Source organism: Pseudomonas sp. NFR16, assembly GCF_900108875.1.
Classification (GTDB): Bacteria; Pseudomonadota; Gammaproteobacteria; order Pseudomonadales; family Pseudomonadaceae; genus Aquipseudomonas.
Map to the genome: position 1 here is coordinate 177,652 of NZ_FNYJ01000001.1, position 16,024 is coordinate 193,675.

14 protein-coding genes and 2 pseudogenes are annotated in these 16,024 nt (G+C 61.8%); 9 read left to right on the top strand and 7 right to left on the bottom strand.

Going from position 1 to position 16,024, the window contains the following annotated elements; translation table 11 throughout:
- Nucleotides 1-8 precede the first annotated feature (8 nt).
- The 6 genes and pseudogenes from BMZ10_RS00845 to BMZ10_RS27915 all read left to right on the top strand — a co-directional run bounded on the left by BMZ10_RS00845 (nucleotide 9) and on the right by BMZ10_RS27915 (nucleotide 4,643).
- Nucleotides 9-311 carry an ArsR/SmtB family transcription factor gene (locus BMZ10_RS00845; RefSeq protein WP_093458179.1) on the top strand — a complete coding sequence of 101 codons (303 nt, stop codon included), beginning with the start codon at nucleotides 9-11 and terminating at the stop codon, nucleotides 309-311.
- A gap of 64 nt (nucleotides 312-375) precedes the next feature.
- Nucleotides 376-1,350, top strand: coding sequence for a zinc-dependent alcohol dehydrogenase family protein (locus BMZ10_RS00850; RefSeq protein WP_093458180.1), 975 nt, complete (start codon nucleotides 376-378; stop codon nucleotides 1,348-1,350).
- Between the two features lie 41 nt (nucleotides 1,351-1,391).
- Nucleotides 1,392-1,697 (top strand): antibiotic biosynthesis monooxygenase family protein, encoded by a 306-nt coding sequence (locus BMZ10_RS00855; protein WP_093458181.1) that lies wholly within the window; start codon nucleotides 1,392-1,394, stop codon nucleotides 1,695-1,697.
- Nucleotides 1,698-1,927: 230 nt separating this feature from the next.
- A complete protein-coding gene (locus BMZ10_RS00860; RefSeq protein WP_256214279.1) occupies nucleotides 1,928-2,653 on the top strand; it encodes an SDR family NAD(P)-dependent oxidoreductase in 726 nt (241 codons plus the stop codon).
- Nucleotides 2,556-3,713, top strand: a complete 1,158-nt coding sequence (locus BMZ10_RS00865) for an AraC family transcriptional regulator (protein WP_143070237.1) — start codon at nucleotides 2,556-2,558, stop codon at nucleotides 3,711-3,713. The genes BMZ10_RS00860 and BMZ10_RS00865 overlap by 98 nt, the downstream gene beginning before the upstream one ends.
- A 239-nt stretch (nucleotides 3,714-3,952) precedes the next feature.
- Nucleotides 3,953-4,643: pseudogene (locus tag BMZ10_RS27915) on the top strand (GyrI-like domain-containing protein).
- Between the two features lie 93 nt (nucleotides 4,644-4,736).
- Here BMZ10_RS27915 and BMZ10_RS00880 read toward each other — a convergent pair.
- Nucleotides 4,737-5,630 carry a LysR family transcriptional regulator gene (locus BMZ10_RS00880; protein ID WP_093458184.1) on the bottom strand — a complete coding sequence of 298 codons (894 nt, stop codon included), beginning with the start codon at nucleotides 5,628-5,630 and terminating at the stop codon, nucleotides 4,737-4,739.
- A gap of 94 nt (nucleotides 5,631-5,724) precedes the next feature.
- Between BMZ10_RS00880 and BMZ10_RS00885 the strand changes: the two genes are divergently transcribed.
- Entirely contained in the window at nucleotides 5,725-6,891 is a 1,167-nt protein-coding gene (locus BMZ10_RS00885; RefSeq protein ID WP_093458185.1) for an MFS transporter, read from the top strand.
- A gap of 38 nt (nucleotides 6,892-6,929) precedes the next feature.
- Here the strand turns inward: BMZ10_RS00885 and BMZ10_RS00890 are convergent, their stop codons facing one another.
- A complete protein-coding gene (locus tag BMZ10_RS00890) occupies nucleotides 6,930-7,370 on the bottom strand; it encodes a thiol-disulfide oxidoreductase DCC family protein (protein ID WP_093458186.1) in 441 nt (146 codons plus the stop codon).
- 177 nt (nucleotides 7,371-7,547) lie between these two features.
- Nucleotides 7,548-8,735, bottom strand: a complete 1,188-nt coding sequence (locus BMZ10_RS00895; RefSeq protein WP_093458187.1) for an MFS transporter — start codon at nucleotides 8,733-8,735, stop codon at nucleotides 7,548-7,550.
- Nucleotides 8,736-8,845: 110 nt separating this feature from the next.
- Here BMZ10_RS00895 and BMZ10_RS00900 point away from each other — a divergent pair.
- A pseudogene (locus tag BMZ10_RS00900) lies at nucleotides 8,846-9,767 on the top strand (LysR family transcriptional regulator).
- A gap of 58 nt (nucleotides 9,768-9,825) precedes the next feature.
- Here the strand turns inward: BMZ10_RS00900 and BMZ10_RS00905 are convergent.
- From BMZ10_RS00905 to BMZ10_RS00920, 3 genes are all read right to left on the bottom strand, one after another.
- The gene (locus BMZ10_RS00905) at nucleotides 9,826-11,421 is read right to left on the bottom strand and encodes a sensor domain-containing diguanylate cyclase (protein WP_093458188.1); all 1,596 of its coding nucleotides are present in this window, start codon (nucleotides 11,419-11,421) and stop codon (nucleotides 9,826-9,828) included.
- A gap of 106 nt (nucleotides 11,422-11,527) precedes the next feature.
- A complete protein-coding gene (locus BMZ10_RS00910; RefSeq protein WP_093458189.1) occupies nucleotides 11,528-12,154 on the bottom strand; it encodes a LysR substrate-binding domain-containing protein in 627 nt (208 codons plus the stop codon).
- A 482-nt stretch (nucleotides 12,155-12,636) separates the two neighbouring features.
- Nucleotides 12,637-13,029, bottom strand: coding sequence for a hypothetical protein (locus BMZ10_RS00920; RefSeq protein WP_093458190.1), 393 nt, complete (start codon nucleotides 13,027-13,029; stop codon nucleotides 12,637-12,639).
- Between the two features lie 459 nt (nucleotides 13,030-13,488).
- Here BMZ10_RS00920 and BMZ10_RS00925 point away from each other — a divergent pair, with 459 nt between their 5' ends.
- The gene (locus BMZ10_RS00925) at nucleotides 13,489-15,447 is read left to right on the top strand and encodes a putative bifunctional diguanylate cyclase/phosphodiesterase (protein WP_093458191.1); all 1,959 of its coding nucleotides are present in this window, start codon (nucleotides 13,489-13,491) and stop codon (nucleotides 15,445-15,447) included.
- On the opposite strand, the gene thpR is transcribed toward BMZ10_RS00925, so the two are convergent.
- The gene (thpR, locus tag BMZ10_RS00930) at nucleotides 15,444-15,977 is read right to left on the bottom strand and encodes an RNA 2',3'-cyclic phosphodiesterase (protein ID WP_093458192.1); all 534 of its coding nucleotides are present in this window, start codon (nucleotides 15,975-15,977) and stop codon (nucleotides 15,444-15,446) included. The genes BMZ10_RS00925 and thpR overlap by 4 nt on opposite strands.
- Between the last annotated feature and the right edge of the window lie 47 nt (nucleotides 15,978-16,024).

Here is a 16,024-nt window from a genome sequence, read left to right on the forward strand (position 1 = left end):
ATCGCGGCATGGACCTGATCGAAATATTCAAAGCCCTCTCGAATCCCACACGCCTTCAAATCCTGAAAGGTTTGAAAGACCCTGTGAAGAACTTCCCCCCGCAGGATGAGGGTGACGTTCACACCGTGGGCGTGTGTGTCAGCAGTATTCAGGAAGGGATCGGACTGTCTCAGTCAACGGTCTCTGGCTACCTTGCCACCCTGCAGCGCGTGGGGCTGGTCGAGGTCAGGCGGATCGGTCAGTGGACTTACTACAAGCGCAATGAAGCTACGATCAGTGCGCTTGGCGAGGTCATAGGGAAAGAGTTGTAAGTTTTTTTTACCCTAACATATCGAGATATCTCGATATCCCTCTTTGTAGATTTGAGGATTCATGATGAAAGCGATGGTGCTTAACTCATTCGGCGGGCCGGCCTCGTTCGAGCTGTGCGATGTGCCCAGGCCAGTGCCTCAGGCCGGGCAGGTGCTTGTGCGGGTCCATGCAACCTCCGTCAACCCACTGGATTATCAGGTTCGACGCGGCGATTATCCCGATCTGGTGCCGCTGCCGGCCATCACCGGGCACGACGTATCCGGCGTGGTCGAGGCGGTCGGTCCGGGCGTGACGGCGTTCGTGCCTGGCGACGAAGTCTGGTACACCCCGCAAATCTTCGACGGTGCAGGCAGCTATGCCGAATACCACGTTGCCGCTGAAAGCATCATCGCCAAGAAACCTGCTTCCCTCAGCCACCTTGAGGCGGCGAGCCTGAGCCTGGTGGGCGGTACGGCATGGGAAGCGCTGGTCGTGCGTGCGGCGCTGAAGGCAGGGGAGAGCGTTCTGATACACGGCGGCGCGGGAGGTGTGGGCCACGTGGCGATCCAGCTGGCCAAGGCCATGGGCGCCAGAGTGTTTACCACGGTGCGCCAGGCCAACGCTGAATTCGTCCGCACTGCAGGGGCGGATGTGATCATTGATTACGAGAAAGAAGATTACGTCGATGCTGTTCTGCGGGAAACCTCAGGCCACGGCGTCGATGTCGTGTTCGACACCATCGGCGGCAATACCTTGTCGCGCAGCCCCGACGCGCTCGCACAGCTGGGCCGCGTGGTCTCGATCGTGGACATCGCTCAGCCACAGAATCTGATGCAGGCGTGGGGCAAGAACGCGAGTTATCACTTCGTTTTCACCCGGCAGAATCGCGGCAAGCTCGATGAGCTGAGTGCACTGGTGGAGCGCGGCCAGCTGCGGCCCCAAGTGGGCGCGGTCTACCCGCTTGCCGACATCGCGCTCGCCCATGCCCGGTTGGAAAGCCCGAATCACGGTGTTCAAGGCAAGATCGCGATTGCTGTCGAGCCGTCGCTCATCGCGTGAATGCAGCCCTTCATCCACCTGAATCGATTCCGAGGAACACCATGATTTACGAGATCGCTTTGCTCCCCGTTCATCCTGATCGCATCGACACGTTCAGGCATGCTTTCGCCGAGGTCGCGCCGTTGCTCACGCGTGCAAAGGGCTACATCGGTCACCTGCTCGCGCAGGGGATCGAGCGCCCTGAACACTTCAACCTGATCGTGCAATGGCGGTCACTCGAGGATCACTCGCCAGGTTTCGAAGAGAGCGAAGATCATCAGCGGTTCATGCAGGGGCTGGGGCATTACTTCTCGGCGGAACCGCAGGTCTACCACATCGAAGGCGCCGCTTTTTTCAACGGGGCATAGGCTGCCCGGCAGCACCGTCTGCTTGCCTGATCCCGCCTGCGCGCGTGCAGCGCCTCAGAGTAATGAGCAAACATTGAGCAGGATCGGGATCACCCCCGCAATCACCTCGACGCCATCATTGATTGAGCAGCCAGCGCAAAGGTCGCTGGCTTTCTCTTACTTGATGGACGTCGCAGGGCGGCGCAGGGTCAGACACGATGACAGAGAAACGGGCAAATACGGTGGCGCTCGTGACGGGTGCCTCGAGCGGAATAGGTCAGGCGATTGCGCTGGCGCTTTCCGGCACCGGTGCGAGCGTGGCATTGGTGGGGCGGCGTGCCGACCGACTTGACGCGTTGGCGGGCAAGATTCGCGATGCCGGCGGCACCGCGCTCAGCATCCCGGCGGACCTCACCTCCAGCGCAGACGCCGCGCAAGTCGTCGAACGCACGATTGAGGCGTTCGGCCGGCTCGACACGCTGGTCAACGCTGCTGGCCTGATGCTCAACGGGCCGTCGATCGAGTCGCCTCTGCACGAATGGGACCAGATGATCGACATCAACTTGCGTGGCCTGGTCTACATCACCAAAGCCGCGCTGCCGCACCTGGTTGCCGCCGTCGCGACCAGCCCGCGATCAGTGGTCGACGTGATCAATATCTCGTCCGTGGCCGGACGTGTCGCCGCTGCGCAGGTGGCGGTCTACAACGCCACGAAGTTCGCGGTCACGGCGGCAACGGAGGCGTGGCGACAGGAGTTCACCCGACAGTCCGTGCGCTTCTCGGTGATCGAACCTGGCGCGACCGCCACAGAGTTGTTCGATCAGAAGTCAGGGCAGTGGGAAGGGTTTACCTCGATGTTCGGCGAGGTCGAGCGGCTGCATGCTGAAGACGTGGCCAATGCGGCGCTGTTCATCGCCACCCAGCCACGCCGGGTCGCCATCAACGAAATCGTCATCCGTCCGACCGATCAGTCCTGAGTTGGATCAGGCACAGGCCGTCACATGCGCCGGCTTGCGGGTTGCCTTCACAGGCGAGGAAAATTTGCTCGTCGCGCCGTCTCTCGGCACTCTAAAGAAAGTACCGCTTGTGAACGCCTCGGGAGACACGGGCATGACCCCACATCAGGCAACGCATTGTCAGGAGGACACGTCGGCGGTTCGCTCCCGAATCGCCGCGACCATCGTCAGTTACCTCGACGGCCAGCAAGAGCGAGACACAACTGTCTCGGGCCTGACTCTGATTCAACGCACAGCCCCGGTTCCGGTGACCTCGTTTGTCTACGAGCCCTCGCTTGCGATGATCATGCAGGGGCGCAAGCACATATTCCTGGGACAAACGACCCATTCCTACGATGAGTCATTGTTCTTTCTGACCTCGGTGGGGCTGCCGACGATGACGGAGGTGGTCGAAGCGAGCGAGGAGCGCCCCTACGTTTCGGTGCTTCTCAACCTGAACATGGCGATGATCAGGAGCGTCATCGCTGAGATCGCCATCCACGATCACTACCCCCAGGGCGGCACGGCCCAGGCTTTTGGGCCTGCCGATCGCCGGTTGTTCGAAGTCATGGAGCGGCTGATCAATATTGCCGTCGCCCCATCCGCCAATGTTTTTCTCGAAAACCTGGCCAAGCGCGAACTGTTGTATTACCTGCTGACAGGCCCTGCAAGCCAGCGCGTGCAGCAAACTGCATTGCTGGGCACGCAGGGCAACAAAGCCAGCAAGGCGGTCGAGTGGCTGCATCGACATTATGCCGCGCCACTGCGCATCGCCGAACTGGCTGAGCTTTGCTCAATGGCCGAGTCGAGCCTGCACCATCGCTTCAGGGCGCTGACCTCCATGAGCCCGTTGCAATTCCAGAAGAATCTGCGCCTGCACGAGGCCAGAAGGCTGCTACTGTCCCAGGACATCGACACGGCGACCGCCGCCTATCACGTGGGTTATGAAAGCGTGCATCAATTCAATCGCGAATATAAACGCGCATTCGGCGCGCCTCCGAGGGCCGATATTCAGTCGGTGAAGCGCCTCGGCGCGAGCTGATCGAACCGTCGTGCGCTTCGTCCCGGAAAGTGCAAGACCGATCAAATACTTGATCCCTGATTTGATAACCTCATCCCCATTGTTCATGGAGCATGGTTATGAGGAATGTGGAAAGCGCCTTGTGGTTCATCGAGCGTGAACTGGGCTCGGAGCTGGATCTGGGAAAGGTGTCTTGCCACTGTGGGATCTCTCCTTTTGCAATGTCCCGTCTTTTCGCACTATCGACGGGGTGGCCGGTCATGAAATATGTACGCGCCCGTCGCCTGACTCAGGCGGCCTTGGCATTACGCCAGGGAGCGCCCGACATCCTGCAGGTGGCACTGGATGCCGGCTATGGCTCCCATGAAGCCTTTACTCGCGCGTTCAGCGAGCTGTTCGGTATCACGCCCAAACGCGCCCGCGAGACCGGGCATGACCTTCGGCTGGTGCAGCCTTTGCGCATGAAAGAGATGAAACCGGTGACATTGTCCGAACCCCGTTTCGAAAGCAGATCAAGCTTCCTGATTGCAGGCCTGGGCGATCGGTTCACCTTTGAAAAGAACGAGGGCATCGTGGGCCTGTGGCAAGCGCTGATTCCTCATCTGGGTAACTTGGCGGGCCAAGTGGGTGGCACAAGCTACGGGCTTTGTTGTAATCCTGGCGAAGATGGAAGCTTCGAATACATCGCAGGCGTCGAAGTGTCTGCGATCGACGGTCTGCCGCCGCACTTCCGGCATTTCCGCGTCCAGGAACAGTATTACGCCGTCTTTCGTCACTTGGGCCATCTCGACGATCCATCAGACCTTTTTCACCGTCTTCAACAGTTGGCTGCCTGAATCCAGCTATATGCTCGCGGACGCGCCTGAATTCGAGCAGTACAGCCCGGATTTTGATCCCTCACAAGGAAAGGGCCACGTCGACATCTGGATTCCGCTGGTCACGGCAAGCTGAACGTCACGCGCTGGCGCCTTCATCCAGGCCTGTGAAGTTCAAGGCACGTCTTGAGTACCGTCGTCCCGTCGCAAGCCGTGGCTGCTGTTGCCGCTAGATCCGATGATGCGCCACCAGAAAATCCACGAACAACCGCACCCGCGCCGGCATCGTGGCACCCCCGACGAACACGGCATGAATGGGCTCCTGGTCGCCGGGGTTCCAGCTTTCCAGAAGCGGCAGCAGATCGCCGCGTTGCAGGTCTTCACTGACGGTGAAACGGCCGATGCGCGCAATGCCGGCGCCGACTCGCGCAAGCTGCGCGAGCGCTTCGCCACTGCTGCATTCGATGTTGCCGCTGACCTGAAGGGAAAACTCTTTTCCGTCGCGCATGAACGGCCAGTTGGGTTCGGCACGCCGGAAATTGAAGCGCAGGCAGTTGTGGCGCAGCAGGTCTTCCGGTTCTTCGGGAATGCCGTGGCGCTGCAGATACTCGGGCGATGCCACGACCACCTGGCCGGTGTCGCCGATGCGTCGCGCGGTCAGCGGGCTGTCGGGCAGATGCCCGAAGCGGACCGCCACGTCGGCCTGGCCGCCGAGAATGTCCACCACTTCATCGCCGAGTGTCAGGTCGATGACGATGTTCGGGTAGCGGGCGCTGAACGCTGCCACCAATGGAACGATCGCCATCCGGCCGTGACCCAGGGCGGCGCTGACGCGCAACCGGCCTTTTGGAACGCCTTGGTCGGCGATGGCTTCTTCGACTTCCGCCATGTCGGCAAGAATGCGCATGGCGCCGCGCAGAAAGGCTTCGCCTTCGGCGGTGAAAGTGATCGCCCGGGTCGTGCGCAGCAGGAGGCGGGTGCCGAGGCGCTGCTCGGTACGCGCGATGATCCGGCTGACGGCCGAGGGTGTCAGGCCCAGTGCGCGTGCAGCGGCGGAGAGGCTGCCTTCCTGCGCGACAGTGGCGAACACCGCCATTTCACCTGACCTGCCATTGACGTCCATTCGTGCTCCTGGCGCAAAGGTGATTGCCAAAAATGCCGTCTACCGGCTTCAAACGCTGGATCGTAGCATTGGCGGCATAGATAAGGAGCCTTCCATGCGTATCAATCCACCACTTGTCGCACTCGCCATGGGTGCCTTCGGCATCGGCGTCACCGAGTTCGCCCCCATGGGCATGTTGCCGGGCATCGCTGCCGATCTCGGCGTTTCCATTCCTGCCGCCGGGCTGCTGGTCAGCGCCTACGCCTTGGGCGTGTTGCTCGGCGCGCCGCTGATGACCCTGACCACCGGCCGGATTCCCCGGCGTTATCTGCTGATCGGACTCATGGCGATCTTTACCCTCGGAAACCTGATGTCCGCACTGGCGACCGATTACTACGGCCTCATGGTCGCCAGGGTGGTGACCTCCCTCAATCACGGCGCGTTCTTTGGCGTAGGTTCCATTGTCGCTGCCAGCGTCGTCGCCCCGGAAAAACGCGCCGGGGCGGTGGCCGCCATGTTCATGGGGCTGACCGTCGCAACCATCGGCGGGGTGCCGCTCGCCGCCTGGTTTGGCGAATGGTTCGGCTGGCGCACGGCGTTCTGGGGCATCACCGGCCTGGGCGTGATCGCGATGATCGCGTTGTGGTTCGCGCTGCCCAACCTGCGGCTGCCGCAGAGCGGCGGCGCGCTGGCTGAAATCCGTGTGCTGGGCCGCGGCCCGGTGCTGGGCGCCCTGGCCCTGACGGTGGTGGGCTCGGGGGCAATGTTTACCGTGTTCACCTACATCGCGCCGATCCTCAGCAGCGAGGCCCACGCGTCCACCGCCTTCATCACGGCGATGCTGGTGCTGTTTGGTGTGGGCTTGACGCTGGGCAACGTCTGGGGCGGCAAGGCTGCCGATCGCTCGATCGACCGGACGCTGGTCGTCTCACTGAGCGTGCTGATCCTCGTCCTGCTGGCGTTCACGGTGCTGATGCAATGGCCGCTGCCCGCCGCCGTGGCGATCCTGATCTGGGGTATCGCCAGCTTCGCACTGGTGCCGCCACTGCAGATGCGCGTCATGGAAGCGGCCAAAGACGCGCCCAGCCTGGCATCGGCGGTGAACATCGGCGCTTTCAACCTCGGCAACGCCATCGGTGCAGCGCTGGGTGGCGCCGTGATCAACGCCGGCCTGGGATACCCGGCGATCTCCCTGGCCGGCGCCGCCATGGCGGCGCTGGGACTGCTGATGGTATTGGCCTTCGCCTGGCGCTCCAGAACGGTTGCCGCAGCGATAGTGTAACGAGAGGGCACCTGCGTTCCGGAGGTATCGCCCTGCGCTCACCCTTTCAAAAAGCGTTTCGGGCGGTCGGAGGGCGGCGTGCGGCTGCTGTCGTACCTGCCGAACAGACGGTAGCGATTTAGCGCGACTTTGTCGTACATCCAGTCGCGGACCTTGCGCGGAACACATTTCGCTACCCTGAGCCAGGACCACGGCGGCGGCAAGCGAGCGAGGATTTCGAACATCGCGTCCGAGCGGACGAAGAACCGGTCGTTGCTGATCAGCACAATGGTGTTGAACTGATCGGTTGGCAGCCCCGCCCATTTGAGCAGCGCCTGGCCTTGGGACGACTGCACCGTCGCGAGGAGAATCCGGACCGGACGGTCATGTTGAATGATGAATTTCGCCCACCCGTTACACAGCTTGCAGGTGCCATCGAAGAGCACCACCGTTTCGCCGGTTTGCAGGAACGGGGCAGAGCAGGAGGGCTGGTTGATCATCGCGGGTTCCCGTGGGTTTGCCAGGCGCAGTGATCGTCATTTCGCCACCTCGCAGATTTGCCATCGTCAATCAGTGCACCATAGTCGCATAACCATGGACACGCCGCCGGGCTGGAAGCACAGGAGGCCGATGTCCCTGTGTCTCCGGCGCCGCTCCGCTGGTAATCAGGTGCGGCCTCAGCGCTTGCGCATCATGAGCAGCGCGATGACGACCGCCATCGCTGCAATCACCGTCGCGATCCAGCCCAGTGCGCCCAGGCCGAATTGGCCGATGCCCAGACCGCCGAGGATTGCGCCTAGCCCGATGCCCGCGTTTGCCGCCGAAATGTTCAGCGACGCCGCGAGCGCCTGGGCTTTCGCGCCTGCCTGCATCACCCGGACCTGGCAGATGGGGAAGAGTGCCGTGTACGCCACGCCCCATACTGCCAGCGCGCAGATCAGCCAGGGATGATTGGCTGCCAGAGGCGCGGCGGCGCTCATGCCGACGCCCAGCACGATCAGGAACAAGACCATCGCCCCAAGCGGGTAGCGATCCACCAGCGTTCCGCCCCAGTGGTTGCCGATCATGCCCACGGCGCCGAACCCCATCAGCCACCATCCCACGTGGTTTGCCGGAACGCCGGCCAGGCTTTGCAGGATGTCGGCCAGGTAGGTATAGGCCGTGAACATCGCCGTGAACGTCAGCACCGACAACAGAATGTGGGCGAGAAAGCGTGGCTGTTTGAGGATGTCGGTCTGTTTCTCGCCTTGCTGTTTCTGCGGGGACGACGGAAGCGTGGGCATGCAGAGCTGCATGAGCGCCGCGATGATCAACGAGATGACGGCAAGCACCCAGAAGCTGCCGCGCCATCCGAGGGTGTCAGCCGCAACCGTACCCAACGGCACGCCGAAGACCAGCGCGGCGGAGATGCCCAGATAAACACGCGATACGGCTTTGCCAGCGTTACCCGGACCTGCGAGTTGCCCGGCGGTCTCGCTGGCGGTTCCCCAGAAGACCGGCAAGCCGAGCGCAGGGATGAACCGGGCCAGCGCCATTACCCAGATGTTGGTCGACAACGCGGCAAGCACGTTGGATGCCGCGAAAACCAGCAGGATCAGCGTGAACAGTTTCTTGCGTTCGACGCCGGCCAGTCTGGCTGTGAGGACAGGCCCGAACAGCATCACGGTGAACGCGAAGAGCGTGACCACCTGACCGGCGACGGCCACCGAGACGTTGAGGTCGCGCGCCATCGCCGGCAACAGCCCGACGATCAGGAACTCGGTGGTGACGATGATGAAGGCGGCGACCGCCATGATGAGGATCTGAACGGCGGATCGCGCGGAAGCTGAGGGCGCTCCCACCGCTTCTGTGGTCGAAGGATGCATGAAAGGTGACGCTCCAGGAGATTTTGGCATAGCCTATTGGAGATTTGCCGTCTCATCCGGGATATAAATGACCGGTCATGCGGAACTGGATTCAGTAATCGAGAGGTGCCATGTATTCTTCGGAGCGGCTCAAAGGAATCGATGTGTTCGTCACGGTCGCCGACGTGGGCAGCTTCGCCAATGCCGCGCTACGCCTGAATCTGACGGCATCGGCGGTCAGCAAGAGCGTCGCCCGGCTGGAGCAGCGATTGGGACAGCGCGTGTTCGCCCGGACCACCCGACGGCTTTCTCTGACCGAGGCGGGCGTCAAGTATTACCGAACCTGCACCGGCGTGCTGGCTGACCTGGAGGAATCGGAGCTGGAGATCGCTTCTGACCGGCACGAGCCCCATGGTCGGGTGCGGATCGACTTGCCAGCGTCCTACGGACGCCTGCACGTGCTGCCGTTGATACTTGAATTCGGTCGAGCGTATCCGTTGCTTCACCCGCACATTTCCTTCTCGGATCGCTTCGTCGATCCGGTCCATGAGGGGATCGACATCGTGGTTCGAATCGGTGGGCCGGACGCCTGGCATTCCGGTCTTGGCCACAGGTTCATAGGCGCTCAGCGTCTGGTGTTCTGCGCGGCCCCCCGTTACCTCAGTGAGTACGGCACGCCGCGTTCAGTCACGGAACTGGAGAACCATCACTGCATTGCATACGGGCTCACGGATGGGCAAGGTTGGCCCGTGGTTTCTCAAGGGCCGTCTGCCGGGCGATCAGGAGCGACGCGTCATCCATCCCCGCATCGCGGTGGGTGACGGCGAAGGCGAAGTGTCGGCAACACTGGCGGGCTACGGCATTGCGCAGTTGCCTACCTGGCTGGTTCAGGGGCATCTCGATGAGGGGCGCCTGGTTGAGGTTCTGCCCGAGCTTGCAACGGAAGGTCTGCCGATGAACCTTGTCTGGCTCAAGACCCGGGAATCCTTGCCGAAGGTGAGCGTCCTGCTGGACTACCTGAGTGAACATCTCGCGCCCCATGGAAGCGTATGAGCCGCTGCGGCGTCGGCCGGTCTGGCGCGCAGACTGCACTGTTCGACCGCTGTCGAAGTCAGGCCGACGGCGCTACGTAATCGCGCACATGACTGGCCGTTTCCGAACACCACCGGTTCCGGCCGCCGTTCTTCGCGGCGTACAAAAATGCATCCGCCGACTTGATCAGTCCTGCGGGCGTGGTCCCGTCCCTGGCCGGCGTGCCGCAGGCGACGCCCGCGCTCGCGGTCACCCTCCCGAGCGGATGATCGGCATGTTCGATGTCCAGCGCCCGAATGGCTTGCAATATCGCCTCGGCCAACTGCCCGGCGCCGCGTACATCAGTGTCCGGCAGCAGCACCGTGAACTCTTCACCACCGTAACGCACCGCCAGATCCGCTGGCCGCTTGAGGGCTTGCCTGATAGCCGAAGCCACGTGGCGCAGACACTCGTCACCGGCAGGGTGGCCATAGCGGTCGTTGAAGCGCTTGAAATAATCGACATCCAGCATGATCAGCGCCAGAGGCGTGTCTTGGCGCCGCGCCCGTTCCAGCTCCTGTGCCAATGCGATATCCAGCTTTCGACGATTCCCCAGGCCCGTCAGGCTGTCTGTCAGCGCCATGTCGTGAACCGTCTGATGCGCGATGCGAATCTGTTCCTCCAGTTCGATGCGCGCACGCAACTGGGTCAGCACCAACACACCGAAACCGCTGAGTCCGGCGATGAGCACGAGCAGCACCATGCCGGTCTTGAACAGATCATGGCGCCAAGGCCCGACGAAAGACTCCCGCGAAAGACCGGCTTCCACAACGAGCGGATACGACGTCAGAGCCCTATAGGCATAAAGCCTGTACGTGCTGTCGATGACCGCTTTGACCTCAGCGACACCTTCGTTCGAGAACGGAAGATAGCGGGTAAAGATCTCGCTCTGCGCAAGGCTGCGGTCTGTCGCCGGGGACACGAAAGGCCGCCTGACGAGCACTTCGCCGCTGCGCATCGCCAGCACCAGCGCGCCTTTGTCGTCAATCTTGAAATCCCCGTAATAGTCGAGGAAATAGCTGACCTTGATGGTGCCCAGAAGAACGCCGGCAAACGATCCATCGGGGTTGTCCAGCCGACGGGATATGGGAATGACCAGCTCGCGCGAGGAGCGGCTTCTCACAACGGTGCCAATGCGAACCTCTCGCCCGGGATGGGTGCGGTGGAAGGTGAAATATTCACGGTCGGCATTGTTGGCCGTTTCGGGGGTGATGTACTGATTGGTGACGACCCAGTCGCCGTTCGCCGCATAAATGAACAAGCCCTGGAGCTGCGGCATGATTCTGGTCTGCTGGTCGAGCAGAGCGCGGATCCGGGGGACATCGATGTTGCCGAGTCCGTCGCCTTCCACCCGCTCGCGCAATTCGGCGGTCAGCACATCGACCTGGCGGACGGCGTCCTCGGCATGTTGCGCCGTGGCCTGGGCAAGGTTTCTGACGGAGTCCTGGGCGGAGGCATAGGCATGACGATAGTCCCTCCAGGATCTCCACCCCTCGACGGCCAGAAATGAAACCACCATGAGTAGCATGAAGCTTAACGTCAGTCGAAAGACCGCGGCGCTGTTGTCACTGTTTAACGAAAGGCTTTCGCGGCCGGGATCGGCCGACGAAGGTCTCACGGGTTTGCGTCCACGCATTATCAATCCTCACTGGAGGCTTCCAGGCCGCATCAGACTACCGACACGGGTGCGTCTCGGTAGACATCAGCACAGGCGCCAATGATCGGTGAGTGGGGCGATTTGCTCAGCATCGTCGATCACCGGCCGTTTCCTGACCGTTCGCGGTTGAAGACAGGATCATCTGATACAGGCGCTCGGCGGCCGGGGAGAGCACGCGTCCGCGGCGCTTGATCAGCCCGCTGGTGCGGTTGAGCACGGGTTTGATCAACGGCACGGCGCATGATTCCGAGCGCATCAGGTGAGGCGGAATCGCCAGTTGCGGAACCGCCGCGACGCCCAGACCGGCGGCCACCATGTCGACCACAGTCCGGACGTGCCGGGCTTCGCAGATGGCCGTGGGCAGGTCGGGAACGTCCGCCAGTGCCAGATCCAGCAGCAAACGGTTGCCGCTGGCCTTGCTCACCGCGATGCAGTCGTGCCGGGTCAGCTCCGCCCAAGTGACTGAGCGCCGGGACGCCAGCGCATGGTCACGACGGCAGGCCACCACGAATCGCTCCTTGAAGATCGGGACGAGCTCCAGATTCGCTTCCTGCACACCGATGTAGTTGATGCCGAAGTCGGCCTCGTTGCGCGCCACCGTGGAAAGCACCTCACTGGCGCCTTCGTCCAGCACGCGGACCAGAATGCGCGGGTACAGCCGTTGAGAGTTGGTCAGTACCGTCAGCAGGCAATGATGCACGGCGGTCGGCACGCAAGCGAAGCGCTCGCGCCACTGGCGGCAGCCGTTGAGCTGGACGCCTTGGGCTCAGCCGAAAATGCCAGGCCCGAGACGGTTGCGGCGCCGGACCCGGATCTGCCCGCCAACGTGCGCAGGGAAGGCTGCCGCACGCTGACGAACTGGGTCGGTGTCGCGGTCGGCGGCTCCCATCATGAAACGGTGAGCGAGCGATCGTTGCGCTGAAGCCTTTTTCGGGGCCAGAACAAGCGAGTCTGCTGGGGCGCAGCGAGCGGTTCGACATCATGAACGCGGCGTTTCTAAGATTGCCACGTTGGCGACCTCAAAGGCCTGAGCCTTCCAGCGCGGTGCCGTTTCATCTCCCATGACAATAATCGTCCCGCGTCCATCACGACGGGACACTGGCGTGGTGCCTGAAGGCGGACGCGGCATTCGCTGACCCGGCTCGGGATTCAGCGGGCATGAACCCCGATCGGACGCGGTATGGCGTGCCGGATCTACCGAGGAAACCGGTTGTTGGTGGTGCCCTTGGCAGTGTCGACGAACCAGAAACCATGGTCGTCGGCTTTCACAATGTTGCATTCCTCGCCGTAGGCCGAATACGTCACGCAAATGACGTCGCCGGTGATCTTCCATTTTCCGGTTGCTTCAGGATTGCCGCTGATCTGAATCCTGGCGTTGCCGTCTGGGGACAGGACCTCGGTGAACGTCTGTCCGCTTGAGGTCACGCTCTGATGGGGGCGGCCAATGAATTGACCGGAGATTTCGGTGCCGCTGAGTTGCCTGGCGCCGGGTGGCGGTGGCGAGTGCGCGTCCTTTACCGGATTGTGTCCGTCGGACGCGCAGCCGATCAGCAATGCCGCGAATACCGCAACGTAAGTGGCTCTCATGAGTCATCCCTCTCGTTAATGAAGGTATGAGCCATTTGCAGCGGGAAACAACGTATCAACGGCACACGACTGACATTCCTTGACGACCTGCCTTGGAATAAACAGATGTTCAGGCAACTGACTCCCATTGAATCTAGCAGGTTACGTCGGGGCTGTTAGTTGGGCGAACGCCTGACGCCGCACTTGCCGGGATCAGCGGACTGCAACAGGCATGATGATCATGCCCGGACCGCTCTGCGACGGGGTCAGACACGCTGACGCGCCGCGCGCGGCCGGCCGCCGTTGCATCGCCTGAAAATGCTGCAGGCCGCGCCGTTCAAAGCTTTGCATCCCAATTTAATGCTATGAGCGGTATTCAGAAATGCCGTCCATGGCCGATTGATAAGGCAGGCGTAATAAGCGCTTTACTGCTGTGACCAACAGCATTCTCGTGATTTCGTGAGCGCTTGAGCATCAACCATGAAGATTTCCTTTTTGCACCGACTGAGGCCGTTGATCACGGTGCAGCGCGACAATCCCCGATTACTGAAAGCTCAATACGTCGCGCTGTCCCGGCAATTGCCGATCATGTACGCGATACTGTTGATCAATACATTGGCCCTGGCTGCCACGCACTACGCCATTGCGCCGCATTGGCTCGCGCTTTATGTACCGGCTGCGCTGACACTCCTGGGCAGTGGGCGCGCATTGATGTGGTGGCGCTTGCGAAGCCTGCCTGCCACGCCCGAACGGGTTTTCAAGACACTCACGCGCACTAACCGCCTGGCGTTTTTCATCGCCCTGAGTTTCACCGCGTGGGCGTTGGCGCTGTTCCCGTACGGGGACAGTTATACCCGCTCCCACGTTGCGTTTTACATGGCGATTACAGTCATCGCCTGCATCTTCTGTCTGATGCACCTGCGCTCTGCCGCGCTGACCATCACGGTGGTGGTCAATCTGGCGTTTGTGGTGTTTTTCCTGGCAGCGGGCAATCCCACTTACACCGCCATGGCGATTAACGTGCTGCTGGTGTCGGCGGCGATGATTCTGGTGATGCACGATCAGTATCAGGACTTCACGCGGTTGGTGAACACCCAGGCCCGCTCGGAAAAACTCAGCGAAGAAAACCAGCGGCTCGCCAACGAAGACAGCCTGACCGGATTGCCGAGTCGGCGACGGTTTTTCTCGCTGCTCGATCAGGGTTTGGCGCAAGCACGGCTGGATAGCACGAAACTGGCGATCGGCCTCATCGATCTCGATGGCTTCAAGCCGGTCAACGACGTTTACGGGCACCGGGTGGGAGACAAGCTGCTGTTTCAGGTCGGGCAGCGTCTGCTGGAATTCGTGACGGCGGATGTGCAGCTCGCGCGGCTCGGCGGCGACGAGTTCGGCCTGCTGGTTCAGCACGTCCGGTCAGAAGAGCATTTGATCGCGGTGGGTGACCGGATAAGCGAAGCGCTGCGCGAGCCTTTCATCATCGGCAACATCCAGATCGCGATCAGCGCGTCATTGGGGCTGGTCATCTTTCCGGACATGGCTGGCGATGCCGTCGAAGCTTACGAATTCGCCGATTACGCGCTGTACGACAGCAAGCGCGCGGGCGCCGGAACACTGTGTCTGTTTTCGACAGCGCACTACCGCGACCTCAAGCGCGACGGTGCGACCGAGCAGGGGCTGCGACGGGCGAACATCGTCGAAGAATTCGACCTGGTGTTTCAGCCCATCGTCGACGTCCATACGGGGCGTACGGTGGCGTTCGAGGCGTTGGCGCGCTGGGTCAGCCCCGAGCTTGGGCCCGTGGCGCCAGGCCTGTTCATTCCGGTGGCCGAGCGCATCGGCTTCATCAACCGGCTGACGCTGCCGCTGCTGAAAAAAGCGCTGGCCGGTGCTTCGTCCTGGCCCGACGATGTTCGGCTTTCGTTCAACCTTTCAGCCCATGACTGCGGCTCACGAGACGCCGTGCGCAAGATCATCGACGTCATTGAACGCAGCGGTTTCGCGCCGCACCGGTTGGATTTCGAAATCACCGAGACCGCGGTCATACAGGACCTGGATCAGGCCCGTTGTGCGATCAACGCGTTTCGCCAGCTGGGCTGCGGCGTTTCCCTGGATGACTTCGGCACGGGCTATTCCAGCCTGAGTCAGCTTCATGCACTGGCGCTGACCAAACTGAAGATCGATCGCACGTTCATCAGCGGGATCGAGGGCAATGCCGCCAGCTACAAGATCGTCAAATCACTGATCGCATTGAGTGCCGATATGGCCCTCGAGTGCGTCAGCGAGGGCGTGGAGCGCTGGGAAGAGCTTGAGGTGCTCAAGGCATTGGGCTGTTCATTCGTTCAAGGCTATCTGGTCTCCAGACCCATGCCTCTGGAACAGACCGCCGAATGGCTGGGCAGGCACTGGCGCGCAGAACCTGTCCTCCGTCAACCGGCCTAGACAACCGCAACCAGTGGCCACTCCGCCAGCACGCGGTACTGGCCTTTATGAGATTCGTAAAGCGTGAAGCGGTCCGCTCGCAGAACGAATTCGCAAGGATTGTCCGCCTCCGGCACCGAGCCCTGATAGTCACGTGTCAGCGTCAGGTGGGGACGAAATTCCTTGTGTTTCTGATCGCTCGTGAAAGCCAGCATCGCCTGTTCCAGCGCATAGGACAGGCGCAGCAGCTGGGGAGGGGCATCGTCCGGCGTCAGCACCAGCACTTTGGCTTGACGCCAGGCATCCAGCCGGTCGAGGACCACCGTCAGCGGCGTTCCCGGCACTTTGATCCTGGCTGCGGCGGCGCAAATCTGCGGTATCTGCGCCGTGTCGACGGATCCCACAAAGAGCAGCGTGAGGTGAAAGTTGGCGGTGGGCACCGGCCGACCGCTGCGCAGCGACAATGATGTTCGCCATTGAGAGATCGACTTCCTCAACGCCGGCGGGCAACCCAGGGCGAAAAACAGTCGCGATTGCGGTTCATGGCTCAACGTCTTCTCTCCTCACGTTACTGCTGCGGCTCGTCCAGGCCTGTCAC